Source organism: Endozoicomonas sp. SESOKO1, assembly GCF_024606265.1.
Taxonomy (GTDB): Bacteria; Pseudomonadota; Gammaproteobacteria; order Pseudomonadales; family Endozoicomonadaceae; genus Endozoicomonas.
Genome location: NZ_JAHHPP010000033.1, coordinates 1 through 21877 on the forward strand (window position 1 = coordinate 1; position 21877 = coordinate 21877).

The window sequence follows — 21877 nt, forward strand, 5'->3', positions numbered from 1 at the left end:
GGGTCGTGTAGGATTCGAACCTACGACCAATTGGTTAAAAGCCAACTGCTCTACCAACTGAGCTAACGACCCATTTTCTGGAAGTATACGCGCCGACGTTCGTTTTACAAGCGGTTTAAGTTAGACCGCAACACATTGATAAGGCGTAGGGTCATCAACCCCTGCTTCAAGAAACCCCTTTCGCCGATAATGACAACTGTCACAAACACCGCAGGCAGCCCCATATTCATCAGCCTGATAGCAGGAGACGGTCATGCCATAATCCACTCCTAGCCTTACCCCTTCAGAAATTATTTCAGACTTGGTTAAATTCAGCAGTGGCGCCCTGATACGAAAAAGATCACCTTCAATAGCAGCCCGTGTGGCAAGATTTGCCATGGTTTCAAATGCCTTCAGGTACTCCGGGCGACAGTCCGGATAATTCGAGTAATCAACGATATTGGCACCGATGAAAATATCACGAGCCCCCAATACCTCTGCCCAGCCAAGGGCAAGAGAGAGAAAAACCGTATTTCTTGCAGGAACATAAGTGACCGGAATCTGGCGACAGGAATCCTTGAACGGATCGTTGAAATCCGGGACAGCAATGCCATCATCCGTCAGTGCGGAACCGCCTATGCCCGTCAACCCCAGGGTTAAAACCTTGTGTTCACGGACACCCAGGGCCGCAGCCACCCTGCCCGAAGCCTCAAGCTCGGAACGGTGACGTTGGCCATAGTCAAAACTGACCGAGTAACATTCAAACCCCTGCTCTGAAGCCATCGCCAGAACGGTGGCCGAATCCAGCCCGCCGGATAAAAGGACAACGGCTTTCTTCATCAACAACACCTTTTATTAAACGAATATTAACCAAAAACATTAAAGCTGTTGGTGCTGGACACGCAGTCAACAGACTTTAAACACCCGGCAGATCCCCCCAGATCATCCGGTGCAGCTGTAATTGAAACCTTACAGGAAGCCGGTCTTCAAGGATCCACCCCGCCAGTACCTCAGCCGACATTGCACCACTGACTGGAGAAAAAAGCACATCGGAAACCCTGTTCGCCAGGTCATATTGGATTAATTTAGAAACAGACCATTCATAGTCACCACGATCGGCAATCACAAATTTCAGCTGGTCTTTATTGTCAAGAAAACCGATATTTTCATATAAATTGCGATGCGATTCTCCCGAAGCCGGAGGCTTCAGATCCATCACCTTGACCACTCGGGAGTCCACTTTAGAGAGGCTGATAGCGCCACTGGTTTCAAGTGAAACCTCATACCCCTGGTCTGCCAGGCGAGAAAGCAAACCATAACATGTTTGCTGGGCCAGAGGCTCGCCACCAGTCACGGTGACATATCTGGGACTATAGGCTGATACCCTGTCCAGGATGGCTTCAATGGATAACAGATCCCCGCCCTTAAAGGCGTAATCCGTATCACACCAGCGACAACGCAGGGGACAACCCGTCAAGCGCACAAACACCGTAGGTAACCCAGTGGTTCTGGTCTCTCCCTGTAATGAGTAAAAGATCTCGGTAATTCTTAGCATTCAAGATACCAGCACGGATATCAGGAACCGCCCATTGCTCTCAAATAGGTATCGGAAAGTCTTGCTGCTGAGCTATCAGGATATCGCTGAATAACCAACTCAAGGATTTTTTTCGCCTCTTGCTGATTTCCGAGCAAGTCGTGCACTCGTCCAAGCTTATAGCTGGCATCCGGAACTTTTGCGCTTTTTGGAAAGGTATTCAAAATAATCTGGAAGGACTCTTTGGCCGCATCATAATGCCCCTGAGCCATATTGACCTCACCCAGCCAGTAATGGGCATTGTCGGCATAACGGCCCTCAGGGTAGGTTTTAAGCTGTTCCTGGAGTGCTTTTTTTGCTTCATCAAACTGCTTGGACCGAATATGAGCAAATGCTGACTGGTAAGCGGCTTCTTCGGCTTTCAACACCGATGGGGCCTTTTTTTCTACCGCCCCTGCTACGGGAGCGTTTGCCATCGGCGGCTTTAAGTTCGTAACAGAAGCCGGGGCAAGCGCTTTTCCAGCCTGACTGGTCAATCGGGAGATTCGCTCATCAAGATCAAGATATCTGTCCCGACCTTCCTGCTGCAGTTGCTCAATACGGAAAGCTTGCTCTTCAAGCTGCCCCTGCATTTCCATCATTTCCTGCCGAAGCTGGTCAATGGTATTAAGCAGGTGTGCCGTACCATTGTAATCATCATAATCATCATCTGTATCCGGTAAGGATGAAATCGTAACAGGTTCATCTGGGATCTTACTGACAACAGTACGGGATTCAGACGAAAACCCCATAGGCCTGAGTTCTTCAACCGGAGCTGCCGCCATTGCCACTGAGCTCAGAGCACCAGCAACCAACACTGGAAAACCCAGCATCGCCCTGAAAACCAACGTTGGGTTAGTTTTTCCTCTACGCATTCATCCCCCGACAAAATAATGATACCAGTCGCACTCCGAACGACTTCACCAGTCCGCTTTTCAGCAGACTTTTACAGGGAAAGTATCAAGAGAGTGACTGATATTATCGATTACTCAGTAACAATTACTGCGCGACGGTTCAAAGCCCAAGCCGTTTCATTGTGCTCAGGATCCAGAGGCTTCTCAAAGCCAAAGCTGACCACTTCAACACGGTTAGCTCCTACGCCTTTAGCAACCAGGTAATCTTTCACCGCTATGGCACGACGCTCACCCAGGGCCAGGTTGTAGGTACGGGTACCGCGCTCATCCGTATGGCCCTGAATAACGATATTTTTCATGTAACCCAGATCAGAAGTCAGGTATGCAGCATGAACATCCAGAGCCTTGTAAGCTTCATCACCCAGCCTGGAGCTGTCAAATGGGAAGAAGTAGGTGTTTTTGTCCAGCAGCGCCTGAATTTCTTCCGGAGACTCATCAATCCTGCCACTATCAATGACCGCCTGTACGGCAGGATCCAGAACCGGCTGAACTTCAACCAGCACTTCTTCTTCAACAGTAATCACCGGCGGCTGGGTTTCTGCAGTAGTTGGCTCTTTCTTGGAAGCACACCCTGCCAGCCAGATAGCAGCTACAGCCATAAAAGCTGCTTTAACAACATTGGCAATTTGCATTTTCAACTCCAATCATTCTCTACGGGATTTCAAAAATTCGTGCAGTACATTATCAGAACTGAGGTCACCCGACTAGCCCGAATACCAAGGGATGATAAGGTTTCCTCAGGGAAAGAGCCACCAAAAAAAAGCAGGTTTGAATAGAAGGGAGCAAAAGGGTGACTGCATCATTTTAACCACCCCGGCATATTGAAAAAACGAACGAAAGCCGAGTTGGTCTTCGATCATGTCGTATTACACCAGTGGAAAGTACGATAAAGGATAACATCACCCTCCAGCAACCTCCGCCATTGCCTTCACTTATTCAGTTCGAGGCTGTTATCAATCAGCCTCCCGGACTTTAGACAGCTCATTCACAAGAGCAGGTTAAACGAGCATAGCAGCAAGTCGGAAAATCGGCAGGGCAAAAAACGTCTATCTTGTGTCAGCTTAAATCAGCTTAAAAGAGCAATAGAACGGTTACCCTGCCTTAACCCTATCTGAGACTAAGACCTGGCCCCCATGCAGGCTCCCGTACATCACCCTCAGCAGAAGGCAATCGCTGCTTCACACGGCCATCGGCAGAGACGATACCCAACTCACCATGCTTGCCACCCTGAACAGAATAGATGAGCCTGCGACCTCCCGGAGCAATACTGGGAGAATCTTCCAGCTTGGATGACGTCAGTAGCCGCAGTCTATCCGTATCCAGGTCGAGAACAGCGATGTTGTAGTCAGCAGATCCCTGCCCTTTATGCACCAGGGCAAGCGACTTGCCATCAGGAAATACCTTGGCCCGGGCATTGAACCGCCCTTCAAAGGTCAGACGGCGGGGCTTACCTTTTGGAATAAATTCACCATCACTTTTACGACTGACCTCCTGCTGATAGATCTGAGGACTCCCACCGCGATTTGAGGTAAAAATGATACTGTTCCCATCCGGCATCCAGTCCGGTTCAGTGTCAATGGCATAGTGAATCGATACATTACTGACTTTATTCGTGGCCAGATCAAGAATGTAAACGTCCGGATTACCATCTTTGGAAAGCACCATGGCAATGGATTTACCATCCGGCGCCCATACCGGGGAGTTATTAAGCCCTTTAAAGCCGGTCAGCTTTTTGCGGTTCCCCGTCGCCAGTTCCTGCATGTAGATCGCCGGACGACCCTGCTCAAAGGAAACATAGGTAACCCTGGTTCCATCTGGCGACCAACTGGGCGATAAAATAGGCTCACTTGAGCTGAAGACCATCCTGTTGCGCTTACCATCAGCATCGGCATAATTGAGCTGATAATCCGTTCTTTTCGCGTCATGCCGCTGCGCTGTTACGTATAAAATCCGGGTTGAAAAGTCGCCCTTCAGGCCGGTGATCTTTTCATAGACAGCATCACTGATGCGATGAGCCATCTCCCTAAGCTGGGCACTGTTTCCGGTGAACCCTCCCCTGGCAATGCGCTTGCCCCTGATAACATCATAAAGCTGATAGTTCATGGTGTAGGCATTGTCCTTAAGCGCCACCTGTCCCGTTACCAGGTAAGAAGCCCCAAGCACCTTCCAGTCACGATAATAAACTTCAGACTCACTGGCCGGGAAGCTGAGCATACTGGCTCTTGGCAGTGCCTTGAACAGACCGCTGAGTTTCAAATCGTTATCTATGATTGCCGCAGGGTCTTCTGGCAACACCTTCTCCCCCCTCCAGCTGAAGGGTGAAACCGCCATGGATACCGCTTTGTCATTCCCCCGTGTTACCTCAATAACCAGCTCTGCCTGGGCACTGATCCCCCAAAGCAGACAGTAAAATAAAAAAACAGTTTTAAATAAGTGCCTCATTTAACCAGATCCTCGGGCCTGAATCGGAAGGTAATTCGTCGGAAGTATTGATCAAAAATTCGTCGATCAAGATTCTTCAACTCTGAAAAGGGCGACGCCCGGCGTATAGCCTGAATCACTGAGCGATCAAACTCATCATTGCCACTGGATGTCACCATAGTAATATCCAGCACATCACCGAAAGGTGAAAGACTGATTCGAATTTCTGCCACCATATGATTGCGTGCACTGGGAGGCCTGTTCCAATACTGAGAGGTCAGGCTTTTAATCAGCGCCGCATATTTTGCTTGCTGGAGTTGGTCATGCTCAAGCTGTTGGGCAGCTTCCAAAGCCTGCTGCTCCATTGCCATGGCTTGCTGAAGCGCTTGCTGCTCCTGGCGTTTCTGCTCTTTTTCCTGCTGACGCCTCTCCTGCTCCTGACGCTCCCGGGCCGCTTCTTCCATTTTACGAAGCTCTTCCTGCCGGTTTTCTTCCCGCTTTCTTTCCTCTTCCCGCTTCAAGGCCAGGGCTTTCTGCCGCTCCCGCTCCTGTCGTTGCTGCTCAGCTTTTTTGCGCTTTGCTTCTGCTATTTTTTTTGCTTCCGCCTGCCTTTTTGCCTCTTCTCTGCGCTTTTGTTCCACCTGACTCTGTACAGGCTTCCTGACGGTCTGCGGTTTTTCCGCCGGTTCAGGCAATGCGACCAACGCTGCACTGATTGGCATCGGTGGCATTATTTTAGTACTGGAGTCTTCGCTCCAGCTGACTAAAAGCACACCAAACATAATAAGATGAAGCACCAGGGAGAGGGCTATCGCAAAACCATAACCTTCTGTCACCCTGGCTAAAAAGGCAGGAAAAGCATTGTTAAACCATCTTTTCATCTACCGCTCTTCCATGCCAGCCGCCACAGGATCCGTTACCAGCCCGACATGACTGATACCTGAGTTTTGCAGGCCAGCCATTAATTGCACTACTGATCCATAAGCAACGTTGGTGTCTCCTTGAATCAACACTTGAATACCGGGTCTGGCACTCACCACCTTACTGACTTTCTCCGTCAGGGCAGGAAGATTAACAGCTTTGTCATGGTCAGATCCGATGTCCATATAATAACTGCCATCCGCCTTGATAGAGACAATCAGGACTTCCTTGTCTTCTGGCAGGGCAATATTGTCACTGCTGGTTTTGGGCAGTTCTACTTTCACTCCCTGAGTCATCATGGGAGCACTGATCATAAAGGCTACCAATAGCACCATCATGATATCGATAAACGGCACCATGTTTATTTCAGACATGGGTTTACGACGATTTCTTATCTTTGTCCCACTTCTCATCGGTGACATTGCGGTAAGATCCCTTTATGTCCGGCTGTAAACTTTACGATGAAGGATACTGGAAAACTCATCCGCAAATGTCTCGTAATTGGACAAAAGGGCTTCAACCCTTGAAGCATAGCGGTTATAGGCAACAACCGCCGGGATAGCGGCAACCAGGCCAACGGCTGTTGTCAGCAAAGCCTCGGCAATGCCCGGTGCAACCGACGCAAGCGTTGGCTGCTGAACCACTGCCAGCCCTCGAAAAGAGTTCATAATTCCTACCACTGTTCCAAAAAGACCAAGATAAGGACAGGTAGAACCAACGCTGGCAAGGAAGGGAAGGTTTGCCTCGAGTCGCTCCTGCTCCCTGGAAATGGCTACCCTCATGGCCCGCTGAGCACCTTCCATAACCGCATCAGGATCATCAGCCCCCTGGTTTCGAAGACGGGTAAACTCGGTAAAACCGGCTTTAAAGATGTACTCCAACCCTGAGTCAGGGTGTTCATTTTGCTGTACTTCCTTGTACAGCAGAATGAGATCCATCCCCGACCAGAAACGATCTTCAAAAGCAATCATGGCCTGCTGCGCATTTCTGAGCAGGGCTCCCCGCTGGATAATCATCATCCATGAAACAACCGATGCCGCTACCAGTGCCAGTAATACCAGCAACACAATCCAGCTGGCGTTGCCAACCAGAGCCCACAGAGACATGCTTTCTGCCACCGACAACCTCTCTATCCATCAATTATGAAGTTGAAAATAGACTGATCATAACACCAAAAACCAGTATGGGGATCAGAACCACTTGATAATGGTGAATAACTGATGAATAGCATGCCGGAGAGAGAGATCAAATCAGATTTACAGATACCCTACAGAAACCAGGCTGCGCAGGCAGTATTGGCAATGCTGCTTTTGCCCGGTTTAACGGAGACTATGAGTGAGAATGATCCAGTAAAGCGTTACAGAGTGTCTCCAGCCCGGTGATATCAAGGAGTTTGCACAACTGAATAATTTTTTCAGGAACATTGCCATAACCCGGTTTTAAAGACCAATCTTCAGCTTTTCCTTCCAGTGTTTTCAGATCACCTATCTCAAGCAAGCGCTTCAACGTCGTAGCCATTTCTTCCTGACAAACTTCAGAGAGTGGCAAATCAGAAGACAGGTCGTTATCGTTTTCCAAATGGTGATAAATACAAGCGAACAGTTCATCAAAGCGCACGGGTTTGGCAATAAAGCCACAAAAGCCGGAATCCGAAATTTTTACCCTTGTCTGTTCTGACACACTGGCAGAGACTGCCATAATCTTTATCGATGGTTGCCGACCGATACGGTGAATCGCCCTGGCCGCATCAAAACCGTCCAGACCTGGCATCCTGAGATCCATCAAAATAAGATCATAGCGAGTGGTTCTGCATTTTTCCACGGCTTCAAAACCACCCTCAGCAGCCTCAACATGAAACGATTTGGACTTAAGGGCCTTTACCAGCATATCTCTGTTATTAACACTATCGTCAACCACCAGAATTTGACGTTTATTAACGAGTTCCGGTTTTATATCCGATCCGCCATTGTTCGAGGAGGAGTCAACGAATACTTTTCTACTCTCCTCATGGCTCACCTGGTATGGAATACTGAAATAGAAACGACTGCCTTTTCCAGGCTCACTCTCAGCCTGAAGTTCTCCCCCCATGGCCTCCACCAGGCGATAACTGATAGAAAGCCCCAGACCAGCGCCTCCACACTCCTGCCCTCGTTTAAGCTGGGTAAACGGCTGAAACAGCTGCGCCAGGTCTGATGATATTATGCCTACGCCACTATCAAGCACTTCAAACTGAAGTTTTTCGCCTTTTACAAAAACCTTTAGATAGACGCTGCCAGAGTCAGTAAACTTGATGGCATTCCCAATCAAATTGATCAACACCTGGCGCAGCTTGACGTTATCCCCGATTATTTCCAGTTCTACATTTGGAAGAATATCAAGCAGTAAGTTCAAACCTTTGACTTTCGCCGTTTCACGAAAATTGGCAAATACCATGTCCAGAGTCACCTGGATATTAAAAGGCTCCACCTGGGTTCTCACAATACCACTTTCAATCTTGGTGATATCCAGAATGTCATTAATCATTGTCAAAAGATGCAAACCACAAGCCTCAAGTGATGACAGGCTGTCCCGGTATTTATCAGGAACATCACTATCCGCCAGAAGCAGCTGCGCATAACCAAGGACGCCATTAAGCGGGGTCCTCAGTTCATGACTGATGTGTGACAGGAACAGGGATTTTGCCTGACTGGCCTTTTCTGCCGTTTCTTTAGCCTTCAGTAGCTCGCCTTCAATCCGCTTTCTCTGGGTAATGTCACGAAAGACGATGGATATCAGCAAACCATCGGCCGTTGCCAGAACATTGCTGGATATTTCAACTGGGAATCCATGGCCATACTTATCAATCCCCCGGGAGAGCTTTGCATCCAGACAATGGCTGTCAATGTCATCTGAGTCGAGCTTCTTCAGAAGCATCAGATCTGACCGGTACTCAGGATCAATTAACAGTGCTAATGGAAGCCCCGGCAAATCCCCTTCATGATAACGAAAAAGATCTTCAACCCTGGGATTCACCAGGTTGATGACACCCGCGGTATCGGTGATAACAATAGCATCTGGCGACCCGGCTATCAGCGCCTTGAATTTTTCCGTATCACGAACAAGGTGGGTAATATCATTTCCCATACACTCAATACTGTCCAGGTGCTGGCCTTTGCTCTTCCCGGTCAGGGAACTTTTATTGGAATGCCCCGCACAACCCACTTCAATACAGCGTATGGAACCATCTTTATGAAAAATTTCCAGTTCAAATGTTTCATGCCAAACGCCTTTGGGCAATTGTTTCAGGATGCTTCTGAAGGTATCGTTAATGGCTGAATCCGTTAAGTAACCCTGAATTTTCCCGGAAAACTCCTCTACGGTGAAACCCAGTACAGAAGCAATCGACGGACTTACATAGGTAATATCTCCAGAACTGGCCAGATGAAAATAGAAATACCGTCCTCTCAGCTGCTGGACAAGGCTGGCCATATTTTGAGCCCGTGCTTTTTGTAAAGCCTCTTCCCTGTTTAAAAGCCGTTCTTGTAACCTGATAAAGCTTCTGTTCAGACTGACAGCTTCATCCTTTGAATCCTGAAAGTTGTCACTCGAGTCACTTGGCAAAAAACCAAACGTATTCATTTCACGTTTTAATTCATTCAGGGGCCGGGTAATCCTGCCAGAGACAACCCATAAGCATATTATTGCCAGAACCATAGCCAGGCCAATCAGGCTTGCACTCAAGAAGGCCTGTTTATAGACCGGCTTCATAATGTCAATTTCCATTATGCTGTAACTGAAAAACCAACCGGTGGATTTAACAGGAACCGCTGCTGACCACCGATAATTGCCCCTGGTTAGAATACGGACACTGACGAGTTTTTCCTCCTCGACAACATTGTGCAAAACATCTTTCATAAAGCCGCAGGGCTCATCTGGCCCGGAAAGTGTGACAGGACTATAAAGTAAATGCTTGAACGAACCACCATTCTCTGAAGGAAAAAAAAGTTCTCCACTGCCCTCACAAGGCCCCTGCCTTGAGAATCTTTCAATAGTTCGGTACTTCAGCAGCGATATGCCATTAGCGTACACAATATTGCCGGAAGGGTCAGCGATAATCATGCGAACCCGAAAATCCAGATTCATGGGCATATTAACCAGTTGGGCGGTATCCAGATCAAGCCTCAGAAAGCGAGCACGTTGGCTATCATCAGAAACCCTGACCAGAAAGCTGGTATAAAAAACCGGTCCGGTTAATTCAGTATTAACGTACCAATCATACTCTAAATCGTTATGTATTGATAAATAGATATGATCGGGAATGGAATAAACTGATCCCTGATCTGTGGATACAAATTTTTTATCCATCCAATCAAAATAATCAGGATCCTTGCTTTTTATCAACGCCCCACCTTTCTTTTCAAAATCGACAATGGATACCGATTTCACATAGGGCATATCCATGAATATTGAAATAACTTTTGAGGAAAGGTCATGATAAGAAATCTCAGTAGCAGATAAGGACAAAGCCCTGCCAGCCAGAATAACTTTACTGATTTTGGTATCGAAGGTTGCTGCATATCGCAATGTTTCATTAAGATGTCTTCTGCCAATTTCCTCAGAGGCTGTCCGAAAGGTAAAGTATAGAAACACAAACGTAATAATACAGTAAAAAACTATCGCTGGTAGCAGATTAAATAGCGTGATCTTCTGACGGATAGATGTAGCCATAAAACCAAATTACATCCGTAAACATTTCATAGGTACTGCAACCGTAATTATCAGAAAACCATCATCCAACATGACCAGTTTTATTGCTCGGTATAGAAGTTTACACAGACTTCGTTTTCACATTCCAGAGAGTTCATGCTATCAGTATCCCAATCCATACAGGAAGTGGATGATCTGTCGGCAGAAACTGATTCAAGGGAAATATCTATAGGTCTAACGCCGTCTATTTCCTTGAGGAAGTTCTCATCATAACCGCTGCATACTCTGACTACTGGCGTATCATGCAGTAGAAAATTACCCGACCGATACCCATACCCTCCCTCTATAAACATAAAATCCGGCCTGGAAGATGTTGCCTCCTTGATACTTTTCTTAATCTTTTCCTGAAGCATACTCATGGTAAGCCCACTGTTAAAGTTCATGAATGATATGTCATTACCATTTCTATCTTTCGTAAGACGCAACATCCAGCGCGCATACTCCCTGGAATTTTGTGAAGGCAATGGCATAATCAGATATACCCTTGGAGAGCGCTCCCGGCCAAATTCATCTTGTATCATATCCACATAACCACGAAGCCATGGCTTTAGCCGGAACATGATATTAGACGACAAATTCATTTTGATAAACACATGCTCATCCCCCGATTCAGCCTTGATAATTTCAGCACAGCTTCCCGGAACCCATACAACAAGCTTCTTGAGAAAACTTTCATCAGAGAGCTTTTCACTCTTTTTATTGCCAAAACTTATTTCCTGTCTGGCTTCATAGAGGTTTTTCAAACCTCGAAGGACTTTTTCAAAAAACAATTTTGCATAACCATCCTGACATGGCATGTAGGTAACTTGTAAGGAGCAGTTTAGCTTACAGGCCTGTTCCCGTTTCTTCATAACAAAGATACTGGACCATGGGTTTATACTGACATCACCAATCAGGTATGAACTGTCCGGCTGATGGTTAACGAGTACCATTGTATCCATAGTCAAATTCTCAAGAGCCCCATGAAATGCCTCAACCCCAGTGCATTCTTCCAGACGCAGGGATTTATCCTGGGCCATAGACCGCCACTGATACAAGGCTGTGCGAAATTCCTTATTATGCCCATGAAAAGGTTCAACCAGGAGGACATTGATTTTTTTGTCATAGATCCTTTTGACCGCCCTTTGCAAGCAAGGTATGGTAACGAATAGAGATTCACTGGTCCCATCATGCTTGGCATCCAACAATAACTGGCAACTTAATTCAACGACACTGTCGATACCCTTATCCCTTAAGGGTTCATAGCCATGGAATTCCTCCCAACTTTTCAGCCAGAGAAAGGCAGCCTCATTAAACATCTCTTTTGTCGCATGGGTCGCTGGAAAGAAGTGGGTAAAATCACCTTTTATCGCCTTCTTCATCATTGCTTCAGATTCAATATTTGACAGGATACTTTCTGATATTTTACTGTTGGTTACGCCATCTTCATCCAACTTCTTCAATGCTATTTCCGACAAGCCTTTTTTTATTCTTTTCATGTGTCCAAAAACCACATCAGACAACAGACGAAGCAACTCCATTCTTCTGGATAATGGCAATGACTTGATTTCTCCTGAATCAACCAGGTTAACCTGATAACCCGGACTACCATCAAAATTAACCCAGGGTTCTTTTATATATCGATCAAACAAATTCGATACAACGTCAGAAACCCAGATCCCTAAAGATTCATTTTCATTATATCCCGACCCTTCCATAAACTTTTCTGAAGCCGGGAAAAAATGGAAGGTGCACCAGGATAAAAATCGATCATCTTCAGCCAGTAAAGATGATACCTTGCTCACCACATCTCGCAGTGAAGAGGTTTCCTCCTTATGTGCATTATGACTGACCGATTCTATTATCAGCCTGGATTGGGTTTTTTCAAGTTGACGAAGATCATTTGTCAACATCACCAGCACAAACAGCTTTGACATCTGTGGGTCTTCAGACATTTTAGAAATAAAGTCATGTCGCTCAGGAAACCAGTCCATCATAAATTGATTCCCTGGTAAAATCTGCCCGTCGATGGTTATTGTTGCAGGGGCTACATCAAGATAAATAAGCTGATGTTTCTTCCGGTCATAGGCAAAATTAGAAAAGTTACCATCGATAACACATTTGATAACCCAGCCGTTGCCTTTTTCCTCAATTATCTTGTTAAATCGATCACACCTGTCGATCAAATCCAGAATGCCTTTAATGATTTCAAACTTAACCTCCGGTTTCTCATTAGGATCTTTCAATATATATTCAACCATCTCTCCCTGGTCATATTTCCTTTGCAGTCCCAACACCGTTACATGGCCATCCTTATAAGATTCTGATTCAACGTGGTTTCCATTAGTTTGCATCTTTTCTGTCATATTATGGTTAGCCGATATCCCAGGGCTGAGCCCCTCCCCACCATGCAGGACAGGCACAACATCCAGGTTATTAAAGGCATCGGACTCTGATAGGCTGTTTCTTGCTTTCCTCACTGGCCCGGGGTTATCAGCAGCAGTTGCGCCATCGGGTACCGTTTTTTCTGAAAAGTCAGACTCACAAACCGGGCCATTGACAATAACACCATCACCATAGGGTACAGCTATATATTCTATAGGACTCAGTACAAACTTGATTTCCCCATTTTTTCCCAGCAGGGGTTCCGTCATCACACAGGAACATATCCTCTGTGTACTGCCTAATGTCCTGATCGTTGTTCCAGACGTTGAGAGATTCATGCGGCGCATGATTTCCTTTGCCGCTATTTTGTTAAACTCTGCATGGGTAAATACCCGTTGGGCAATTCCTGAGCCAAGGTATTCGCCGACAAAGCCATTTTTCTCAGGCATAGTCTGCTTTGTATTTCTGACAATAGGTATAGACTTCTGGTGCAGAAGATCCCTGTTCTTTTGATTATTTACACTGCCATCCGGTTTTCTTTCCAGCTTATCCCTTGTTGATTTACATTCCTTTTCAACATCAAATATCTCATCAAGATCGGGTTCAGGACAGTTGATAAACGGAGTTTGTAACTCAATAAACAACTTACCTTCTTTTAATGTTGTTACAGGGACACTGCATGAAAAATAGAGTTGATTCCTGTCCGTGCATCCAGTAACCAGTCGATAGCTGGCAATTTTAGAAACAATCTGATCATCAGGAATGTTTTCCCGAAAACGAATCAGGAATTTCATATTGGATTCCCCATCAAATGGATCAAGCAACCTTACTCGATTAATCAATCCTGAAAACGCTTCATCCCCCTCAATATCATCCAATTCAATGTAGATACCATGAGGACTATGCATTGGATCAGGAGGTGCGCTCTGCTCAAGAGTTAGCTGATCAAAGGGGTTTTGCTGATTGGGAACAATATCAGGGGTCAACAGCGTAACGGCATGTGAATGTTTTATTTGCAAATACAGTTTATCGACATCATCCCTTGCATAAAACCTCACCTCATAAAAACAGTTCAACGAGAGGTTTTCATTGTCAAACAAAGTGACAAATTTCTCCATGACAGGGTGAAGTTTTCTGGATAGGTGGGCGCAACTATCCTGACCCGTACTATTGGAAAATCCTAAACTTTTAGCAAATCCCATCAGCACGGCAAGATCTTCCAGTTGACTGAGAGTACCGTACTCTGTTTTCTGCTTCTTGATTCCCCCATAAGACCAAACAACATCAGAGGCTGATACACGACTTTCTAAAACTCCAGTCGTTGACCACTTGATTGAATCTGGATGCTCAACCAAGCGACATCCCCTGTCTTTTACTCCTGCTATTTCCTTGTTGCTCCTCCCTTCTATAATATTGTTACTGATTACTTGTCCCTGTAATGCAAAAGGAGTAACACGCCTTTTGGATCCGGCAAGTCGCATCTCTCCTAATGGATACTCTGCTCCTGATATATCGATCTTAGAGCCTACCTGCATCCCGTAGGAAGTTTCAGGCTTTCCAGCTGGGAGCATATTATACATCCTGTTTGCTTTGATCTGGCCGTCAATTTGACTGGGACCTGTTAAAGTTTAGTTGCATGACCAGTGTATCAGGGAACTGATGTTACTATACTCAAAAAGAGCAAAAGGTTGCGGCATCGCAGTAAAACGGTTCCCCCTTTATTAACACCACAACGATTAATACCATAATAATGATTGAGGGGACTGATAAATCCTCCGGTACGAACTGAAGTCTAGTTCAAAATACAACTTAAAAAGACTTAAGGGTAATCATAGCCAAAATGCAGGTAGGCGCTCTTAGTTAATATCCGACCTCTTGGCGTTCTCATTATATAACCCTGTTGAATAAGGTAGGGTTCAAGTACATCTTCGATGGTGTCCCTCTCTTCACTTATAGCTGCAGCAAGACTGTCAACACCCACTGGCCCGCCATCAAATTTTTCTATCATGGCCAGCAATAAACGACGGTCCATATGGTCAAAACCACTGGCATCCACATCCAGCATATTCAGGGCAGCATCTGCAAGCTCACGAGTTACAGAACCATCCCCTTTGACTTCAGCATAATCCCTGACTCTTCTCAGCAGCCGGTTGGCTATGCGGGGTGTGCCTCTTGAACGGCGGGCAACTTCATTGGCCGCCTCGCTACTCATCTGCACCCCAAGAATACCCGCAGAGCGGATAACAATTGAGCTTAGATCCGCAACATTGTAGAACTCAAGCCGTTGAACAATACCAAAGCGATCCCTTAAGGGTGAAGTCAATAACCCCGCACGGGTGGTCGCTCCCACCAGTGTGAAGGGTGGAAGGTCCAGTTTAATCGAACGTGCCGCAGGCCCTTCACCAATCATAATATCCAGTTGATAATCTTCCATGGCCGGATAGAGCACTTCTTCAACGGCCGGGCTGAGACGATGGATTTCATCAATAAACAGGATGTCATTAGGCTCAAGGTTAGTGAGGAGAGCGGCAAGGTCTCCAGCCTTTTCAATCACTGGCCCGGAAGTGGAGCGGATATTACTGCCCATTTCATTGGCCAGAATATGGGAGAGTGTTGTCTTTCCCAACCCGGGCGGGCCAAATATCAATGTATGATCCAAAGCATCACCACGCTTTCGGGCCGCCTGGATAAATATCTCCATCTGCTCCCTGACTTTGGGCTGCCCGGTATACTCACTCAACCTGACGGGTCGAATGGCCCGATCCTGAATATCTTCAATCGGGCGCTCACTGGCCGAAATCAGGCGATCCGCTTCAATCATAGTTTTGTCCAGGAATCATCTTAAATCATACTTTTTAAAGCCTGCCTGATCAGCTCTTCACTGGACAGGCCATCCACTTTAATCCGACCAATAACCTTACTGGCTTCCTGAGGCTTATAGCCCAGCGCCACCAGGGCGCTGACAGCTTCCTGTTCAGTATCAGCCGCCTGTTTTGCCATGGCCTGCCCCAATGGTGTTCCCATCAGGCCATCAAAGTGTGCAGCTGAGCTATCCCATTTTGACAGCTTATCTTTTAATTCCACGATAAGGCGTTCCGCTGTTTTCTTGCCAACCCCGGGTAATTTCACCAGAGTGGCACTGTCGCCATCATGGACACAACGTACAAATTCAGACGCTTCAATTCCTGAAAGCAGGGTCAAGCCCAGCTTTGGACCAACCCCATTCACTTTTATCAAGGTACGGAAAAGCTCTCTTTCCCGGGCGTCACTGAAACCATAGAGCAGCTGCGCATCTTCTCTAACGACAAAGTGTGTATACAGTATGGTTTCAACACCAATCTCTGGCAGACGGTAAAACACCGACATCGGCGCTTCAACTTCATAGCCCACACCCCCTGCCTCAATCAGCAGGTATGGTGCTTTTTTTTCCAGCAAAGTACCACGCAGTCTGCCTATCATATTCAGTATCTCTTCTAACGACTTAATAACCGACGATTTCTTCTGCCCGTTGCCCCGGCCATTCGCACCAGGCTTGCCCGCGTGTGGGAGTGACACAATGCTACCGCTAAAGCATCGGCAGCATCGGCCTGAGGGGTTTTATCCAACTTCAGGATTGAAGTAATCATGTGCTGTACCTGGGACTTTTCCGCAGACCCCCTGCCCACCACCGCCTGCTTCACCTGCCGTGCCGAGTACTCTGAGACTTCAAGGCCATGATTCACCGCAGCAACAATCGCCGCTCCACGGGCCTGCCCAAGCTTCAGGGCAGAGTCGGCATTGCGTGCCATAAACACCTGCTCAATACCGACAGATTGCGGACTGTACATTTCAATAACCGTATTGATACCCTGAAAAATCCGGGCAAGTCTTTCTGGTAGTGGCCCATCCTGAATGCGGATACAACCGGACGCCACGTATTTACATTGGGAGCCGATTTCCTCAATGATTCCATACCCGGTAATCCTGGACCCCGGATCAATCCCCAACAATATGGCCATTCCATTTTTGTTCCAAACCTGTCGTTTAAAAAGAATACTGTATATACATACACGTTTCCAGCATTACAATTTTGAAACACGGCATTACCAAAATAGGCTACGAAACTCACCGGTTGCGACTTACTCTTGAACGTGAGTTTTGGGGAGTCAGCCTGCCAGATGAATAATCAAATGAAAACATTACTGACCATTGCCAGTGTCACCCTGGTGCTGTTTCTGATCACACTGGCCTTTAATCTTTAATGGAAACTACCTGATTATTGCTCTTGGCTAACTGCCGCTTCGTTTTAAACAGGTACAAAAAAGCCCGGAGCAATCCGGGCTTTGCGGTTAACTCAACCCAGGCCAGAACTCAGCCCAGTTGCTCCATAACGTCGGCAGGAATGTCCGCATTGGTATAGACATTCTGAACATCATCCAGATCTTCCAGACGATCAATCAGCTTCATGATTTTCTCGGCACCCGCCAGATCAAGCTCTGTCTGGGTCGAAGCGATCATGGCAACTTCACCACCCGCAGGAGTGAGTCCGGCAGCTTCCAGAGCGTCCTTGACCGCCATGAACTCAGTCCACTCCGTCAGCACTTCTACCGAACCATCATCATTAGTGACAACATCTTCAGCTCCGGCTTCCAGGGCGGAATCCATCAGCTGCTCTTCATCAACACCTTCTTCAAAGAAAATCTGGCCTTTGCGTTCGAACAGATAAGCAACGGAACCATCGGTTCCGAGGTTACCACCATGCTTGGAAAAAGCATGACGAACTTCAGCCACCGTCCGGTTGCGGTTATCCGTCAGGCACTCAACCAGAACCGCGATACCACCAGCCCCATAACCTTCATAGGTGACTTCTTCCATATTGGAATCATCTTCACCACCGGCACCACGGGCAATCGCGCGGTTAATGGTATCCCGGGTCATATTGGCAGCCAGTGCCTTATCAACAATCGCTCGCAGCTTCGGGTTATCCTCAACATTACCGCCGCCCTGCTTCGCGGCAACGGTCAGTTCACGGATGATTTTGGTAAAGACTTTGCCCCGCTTGGCGTCCTGCGCAGCCTTACGGTGTTTGATGTTGGCCCATTTACTATGACCTGCCATAGAAACCTCTATTGAAACGTTTTGCTGGCAACCGCTCAACTGAGAGGCTGCCATGATTAATCAGTGACTGGTTGCAGATGCCGGATCGCGACGAATGCGCAGATTCAGATCACGGAGCTGCTGACTTTCCACTTCACCCGGAGCCTGGGTCAGCAAACAGGAAGCTGACTGGGTTTTCGGGAAAGCAATCACTTCACGAATGTTAGTGGTACCGCACAGCAACATAACCAGACGGTCCAGACCGAACGCCAGACCACCATGGGGAGGCGCACCGTACTTCAGGGCATCCAGCAGGAAGCCAAACTTCTCACGCTGCTCTTCCTCCTGAATATCCAGCACACGGAATACCGCCTGCTGCATTTCCTGACGATGAATACGGACAGAACCACCACCCACTTCATAGCCATTCAGAACCATATCATAAGCGCGGGACAGTGCCTGAGCCGGATTAGCTTCCAGCTCCTGGGCAGAGCAGGTTGGCGCTGTGAACGGATGGTGAAGGGCGGTCAGGGCGCCGTTATCGGTCTCCTCGAACATCGGGAAGTCAATAACCCACAATGGTGCCCAGTCGCAGGTATAAAGATTCAAATCTTCACCCACCTTACAGCGCAGGGCACCCAGCGCCTCATTAACAATCGTTTCCTTATCAGCACCAAAGAAGACGATATCGCCATTGGCAGCTTCAATACGGGACATAATGTTCATGGTGACATCATCACCCAGGAACTTGATGATTGGCGACTGAAGCCCTTCAACCCCTTTTTCCAGCTCATTCACCTTGATCCAGGCCAGACCTTTTGCACCGTAGATGCTGACAAACTTGGTATAGTCGTCAATCTGCTTACGGCTCAACTCGGCACCGCCGGTCACTTTCAGTGCGGCAACACGGCCTTTGGGATCTTCTGCCGGCCCTTTAAATACCTTGAAGTCAACACCGGCCATCAGGTCAGCCACATCCACCAGCTCCAGGGGAATACGCAGGTCTGGCTTGTCAGAACCATAACGGCTCATGGCTTCGGCATAGGTCATGCGTGGGAATTCAGCCCCCAGATTTACGCCCTTCACTTCCATGAACAGTGTTTTGATCAGGGACTCGGTAATTCCCATGATCTGAGCTTCATCCAGGAAGGACGTCTCAATATCGATCTGGGTAAATTCGGGCTGGCGGTCAGCGCGCAGGTCTTCATCACGGAAACACTTGACAATCTGATAGTAGCGATCGAAGCCAGACACCATCAGCATCTGTTTGAACAGCTGTGGAGACTGGGGAAGTGCGTAAAAATGCCCCGGATGCACACGGCTGGGCACCAGGTAGTCACGGGCACCCTCTGGAGTTGCACGGGTCAGCATGGGGGTTTCGATATCCAGAAAACCCTGTTCTTCCATAAAACGACGCACTACCGCGGTAGCTTTGCTGCGAATAATCAGCTTTTCCTGCATCTCAGGACGACGCAGGTCAATGACCCGGTTACGCAGACGGACATCTTCACCAACGTCAGTGTAACCTTCGATCTGGAAGGGAGGAGTCTGAGCCTGGTTAAGGATTTCCACCCGCTTACCCAGAACCTCAATCTCACCGGTAGACATGTTGCTATTCACGGTGCCTTCCGGGCGTGGACGGACAATACCGGTGATTTTCAGGACATATTCGCTACGCACCTTGTCAGCCAGTGCAAACGCTTCTTCAGTATCAGGGTCGACCACGACCTGGGCCAGGCCTTCACGGTCACGCAGGTCCAGGAAAATCACGCCACCGTGATCACGACGGCGATGTACCCAACCGCAGAGGGTGACTTCCTGCCCATCATGGGAAAGATTCAGATCGCCGCAATAATGGCTGCGCATAATATACCTCAAATCAGGAATTCAACTGGATTTCATCCCTACAGCCGCCGGGCTGAAAGGAAGTGGATCAATCACTGGTTGCAGGGCAACCGGCACAACTACTTTTGCTATCCCTGGCTGGACAGTGGTTATCACTGGAAGACAGGTTTTTCTTACTGCCTCCTTTGAAGTCGGTTTCATACCAACCACCACCTTTCAGCCTGAAGGCTGGCGCGCTTAACAGCTTTTTCAGTGCTGCCTGACCACAGGCAGGGCAATCACGCAACGGTTCATCACTGAATTTTTGAATCGCTTCAGTTACTTCGGAGCATTGCTCACACTGATACTCATAGATCGGCATTTACGCTGGCCTACCTTTTTACTTACAACAGTAAGCACCATTGATACCGCACTGAATTAGGTACTTACGTTTACTGATTCGCAGAAAAACGGCCATTATACCCCAAAGAGAGAAGGAGTCAGCCGCTCTAATAAAAAAACACACCCCGAAGGGTGCGTAGTGGTAGTGGATATCCACAATTATAAGGATTAGAACCCAATCAATCAGACAGGAATCTGCTGATCAGACAGTTCTGGAATTCCGTATAGATTCCTGCGAACGCTGCTCGTCCTCCAGAAATTCAGACACCATCTGGTCAATCTGCTCCTGTTGCATGGCAATATCCAGGGATAACGCTTCTATCCCGGGCAGACTGCTGACAAGGTTGTTATCAACCGCAGCCGTGTGACGGTCAAGCCCGTTATCAAGCTCTGGTTCCTTCAGCCCTTGTGATACGACAGACGGGAGCGGGGACTGGTTATTAGCACCAATATCAACGCTGTGATTATCAATATCTGCAGGTGAATCGCCACCAGCATTAATATCAACGCTGCCAATATCAGTAGACTCACCCTCAGAAACCGACTCACTGATATCTACCTGGTCAGCCCCATGATATGCCGCTAAAATCCCCTGCGCGACATGATTGAGTTGCTCTCGGGAAACGTCTGCAACACTCTGTTCTGTCAAGGCGTCCATCCCGCTCTCTTCAACAGAAAGCCTGGAGTCCTCCTTCGTAAACGACGGTAAAGTCATTGCGGATAACACTGAGTGTCCGGCAAGGCGATATTCCCGGTTAATTCTTTCATTAATGGCCTGTAGCGTTTGCTGTTTTTCCATTAGCAGCTTCAGACCTTCGTGATTCAGAAGACCATTGATCTCTTTTAGCTCTCTCTTGAGCTGATCAACCTTTTCCTCGCCGGATTCCAGAGAGGCCTTATCGGGCGACCTGACCAACCGGATTGACAACATATCCATAAAAGCATCCAGTTCCCTGGCCATCAATCCTGATAGCTGCAAACCCTGCAGGGCATTGTTAAGTTGCGCAACCTCGGCCTCTTGACTCGATACTTTATTACTCAATGTATTAATCTCAGACTGGACGTTTGCAATCAATGCTTGCAACGAACTGATTTCGCTTGAAAACAGACCAAAAGCATTAAGTGACTGGATGGTATTAAGCCGACTGTTACTATCATTAACGAGTTTTTGTTTTTGTGCCTGTTCACTCTTCAGATTATCCACCGCACCCTGTTTTTCCCAGATAGAATATCTCAGTTCAGGCACCTTCATTTTCTGGTCATATAACGCCTCATAGTCACCAAGTACCCCTTCAATGATCACGGTATTCATCAGCACCCTCATATCGTTGACCTTACCCCGCATGACCATCATGATCGTCTGCGTGGAAGACAAGTCATCAGCGTCTGATGCCAGCAATGATTCCAACGTTTTCATGATAGCTTGCAGCCTGGCCAGTTTTGCCTGTTGCAGATACTCTTCACTGCGGACTCCCCCGGAAGCCGGACCCGGTAACAGACCCGCCCCTGCCTGCTGCACGCTGGCGGACGCATAAGACTGGGAATTACCACTACTGAAACCACTGCTGACCGGACTGGCTGAACTTACGCCACCCGCCGACGGGGTAACGCTGCTGCCGGATTGGGGTGTTCCTGAACCACCAATAGGATTTGCCAT

17 protein-coding genes and 1 tRNA gene are annotated in these 21877 nt (G+C 47.6%); all 18 read right to left on the reverse strand.

Annotation, left to right across the window (positions count from 1 at the left end; translation table 11 throughout):
• The 18 genes from KDK13_RS01935 to KDK13_RS02020 all read right to left on the reverse strand — a co-directional run bounded on the left by KDK13_RS01935 (position 1) and on the right by KDK13_RS02020 (position 21877).
• Positions 1 to 72, reverse strand: a tRNA-Lys gene (locus tag KDK13_RS01935).
• A 48-nt stretch (positions 73 to 120) separates the two neighbouring features.
• Entirely contained in the window at positions 121 to 819 is a 699-nt protein-coding gene (gene queC / locus KDK13_RS01940; RefSeq protein ID WP_257283100.1) for a 7-cyano-7-deazaguanine synthase QueC, read from the reverse strand.
• A 76-nt stretch (positions 820 to 895) separates the two neighbouring features.
• Complete coding sequence (gene queE / locus KDK13_RS01945) at positions 896 to 1534, reverse strand: 7-carboxy-7-deazaguanine synthase QueE (RefSeq protein ID WP_257283101.1); 639 nt, start codon at positions 1532 to 1534, stop codon at positions 896 to 898.
• 20 nt (positions 1535 to 1554) lie between these two features.
• Complete coding sequence (gene ybgF / locus KDK13_RS01950; protein WP_257283102.1) at positions 1555 to 2427, reverse strand: tol-pal system protein YbgF; 873 nt, start codon at positions 2425 to 2427, stop codon at positions 1555 to 1557.
• A gap of 110 nt (positions 2428 to 2537) precedes the next feature.
• Positions 2538 to 3098: an OmpA family protein gene (locus tag KDK13_RS01955; protein WP_257283103.1), complete on the reverse strand. Its 561-nt coding sequence runs from the start codon at positions 3096 to 3098 to the stop codon at positions 2538 to 2540.
• A 475-nt stretch (positions 3099 to 3573) separates the two neighbouring features.
• Positions 3574 to 4908, reverse strand: a complete 1335-nt coding sequence (tolB, locus tag KDK13_RS01960) for a Tol-Pal system beta propeller repeat protein TolB (protein ID WP_257283104.1) — start codon at positions 4906 to 4908, stop codon at positions 3574 to 3576.
• Complete coding sequence (locus KDK13_RS01965; RefSeq protein WP_257283105.1) at positions 4905 to 5768, reverse strand: cell envelope integrity protein TolA; 864 nt, start codon at positions 5766 to 5768, stop codon at positions 4905 to 4907. The genes tolB and KDK13_RS01965 overlap by 4 nt, the downstream gene beginning before the upstream one ends.
• A complete protein-coding gene (gene tolR, locus KDK13_RS01970) occupies positions 5769 to 6182 on the reverse strand; it encodes a protein TolR (protein ID WP_257283106.1) in 414 nt (137 codons plus the stop codon). It abuts the gene before it with no gap.
• 63 nt (positions 6183 to 6245) lie between these two features.
• Positions 6246 to 6914, reverse strand: a complete 669-nt coding sequence (gene tolQ / locus KDK13_RS01975; RefSeq protein ID WP_257283107.1) for a protein TolQ — start codon at positions 6912 to 6914, stop codon at positions 6246 to 6248.
• Positions 6915 to 7137: 223 nt separating this feature from the next.
• On the reverse strand, positions 7138 to 10233 hold the full coding sequence (locus KDK13_RS01980; protein ID WP_257283108.1) for an ATP-binding protein: 3096 nt from the start codon (positions 10231 to 10233) through the stop codon (positions 7138 to 7140).
• A gap of 362 nt (positions 10234 to 10595) precedes the next feature.
• On the reverse strand, positions 10596 to 14273 hold the full coding sequence (locus KDK13_RS01985; protein WP_257283109.1) for a hypothetical protein: 3678 nt from the start codon (positions 14271 to 14273) through the stop codon (positions 10596 to 10598).
• 464 nt (positions 14274 to 14737) lie between these two features.
• Entirely contained in the window at positions 14738 to 15739 is a 1002-nt protein-coding gene (gene ruvB, locus KDK13_RS01990; protein WP_257283110.1) for a Holliday junction branch migration DNA helicase RuvB, read from the reverse strand.
• Positions 15740 to 15759: 20 nt separating this feature from the next.
• A complete protein-coding gene (gene ruvA / locus KDK13_RS01995) occupies positions 15760 to 16377 on the reverse strand; it encodes a Holliday junction branch migration protein RuvA (protein ID WP_257283112.1) in 618 nt (205 codons plus the stop codon).
• Between the two features lie 14 nt (positions 16378 to 16391).
• On the reverse strand, positions 16392 to 16916 hold the full coding sequence (gene ruvC / locus KDK13_RS02000; protein WP_257283113.1) for a crossover junction endodeoxyribonuclease RuvC: 525 nt from the start codon (positions 16914 to 16916) through the stop codon (positions 16392 to 16394).
• Between the two features lie 352 nt (positions 16917 to 17268).
• Entirely contained in the window at positions 17269 to 18015 is a 747-nt protein-coding gene (locus KDK13_RS02005; protein WP_257283114.1) for a YebC/PmpR family DNA-binding transcriptional regulator, read from the reverse strand.
• A 60-nt stretch (positions 18016 to 18075) separates the two neighbouring features.
• Positions 18076 to 19860, reverse strand: a complete 1785-nt coding sequence (aspS, locus tag KDK13_RS02010) for an aspartate--tRNA ligase (RefSeq protein ID WP_257283117.1) — start codon at positions 19858 to 19860, stop codon at positions 18076 to 18078.
• A 67-nt stretch (positions 19861 to 19927) separates the two neighbouring features.
• Positions 19928 to 20200: an FmdB family zinc ribbon protein gene (locus tag KDK13_RS02015; protein WP_257283118.1), complete on the reverse strand. Its 273-nt coding sequence runs from the start codon at positions 20198 to 20200 to the stop codon at positions 19928 to 19930.
• Between the two features lie 222 nt (positions 20201 to 20422).
• Positions 20423 to 21877: a hypothetical protein gene (locus KDK13_RS02020; protein ID WP_257283119.1), complete on the reverse strand. Its 1455-nt coding sequence runs from the start codon at positions 21875 to 21877 to the stop codon at positions 20423 to 20425.

What these genes read in the sequence shown, in the direction of transcription:
- queC (WP_257283100.1), bottom strand. Translation starts at nt 819, where the DNA reads ATGAAGAAAGCCGTTGTCCTTTTATCCGGCGGGCTGGATTCGGCCACC.
- queE (WP_257283101.1), bottom strand. Translation starts at nt 1,534, where the DNA reads ATGCTAAGAATTACCGAGATCTTTTACTCATTACAGGGAGAGACCAGA.
- ybgF (WP_257283102.1), bottom strand. Translation starts at nt 2,427, where the DNA reads ATGCGTAGAGGAAAAACTAACCCAACGTTGGTTTTCAGGGCGATGCTG.
- KDK13_RS01955 (WP_257283103.1), bottom strand. Translation starts at nt 3,098, where the DNA reads ATGCAAATTGCCAATGTTGTTAAAGCAGCTTTTATGGCTGTAGCTGCT.
- tolB (WP_257283104.1), bottom strand. Translation starts at nt 4,908, where the DNA reads ATGAGGCACTTATTTAAAACTGTTTTTTTATTTTACTGTCTGCTTTGG.
- KDK13_RS01965 (WP_257283105.1), bottom strand. Translation starts at nt 5,768, where the DNA reads ATGAAAAGATGGTTTAACAATGCTTTTCCTGCCTTTTTAGCCAGGGTG.
- tolR (WP_257283106.1), bottom strand. Translation starts at nt 6,182, where the DNA reads ATGTCTGAAATAAACATGGTGCCGTTTATCGATATCATGATGGTGCTA.
- tolQ (WP_257283107.1), bottom strand. Translation starts at nt 6,914, where the DNA reads ATGTCTCTGTGGGCTCTGGTTGGCAACGCCAGCTGGATTGTGTTGCTG.
- ruvB (WP_257283110.1), bottom strand. Translation starts at nt 15,739, where the DNA reads ATGATTGAAGCGGATCGCCTGATTTCGGCCAGTGAGCGCCCGATTGAA.
- ruvA (WP_257283112.1), bottom strand. Translation starts at nt 16,377, where the DNA reads ATGATAGGCAGACTGCGTGGTACTTTGCTGGAAAAAAAAGCACCATAC.
- ruvC (WP_257283113.1), bottom strand. Translation starts at nt 16,916, where the DNA reads ATGGCCATATTGTTGGGGATTGATCCGGGGTCCAGGATTACCGGGTAT.
- KDK13_RS02005 (WP_257283114.1), bottom strand. Translation starts at nt 18,015, where the DNA reads ATGGCAGGTCATAGTAAATGGGCCAACATCAAACACCGTAAGGCTGCG.
- aspS (WP_257283117.1), bottom strand. Translation starts at nt 19,860, where the DNA reads ATGCGCAGCCATTATTGCGGCGATCTGAATCTTTCCCATGATGGGCAG.
- KDK13_RS02015 (WP_257283118.1), bottom strand. Translation starts at nt 20,200, where the DNA reads ATGCCGATCTATGAGTATCAGTGTGAGCAATGCTCCGAAGTAACTGAA.
- KDK13_RS02020 (WP_257283119.1), bottom strand. Translation starts at nt 21,877, where the DNA reads ATGGCAAATCCTATTGGTGGTTCAGGAACACCCCAATCCGGCAGCAGC.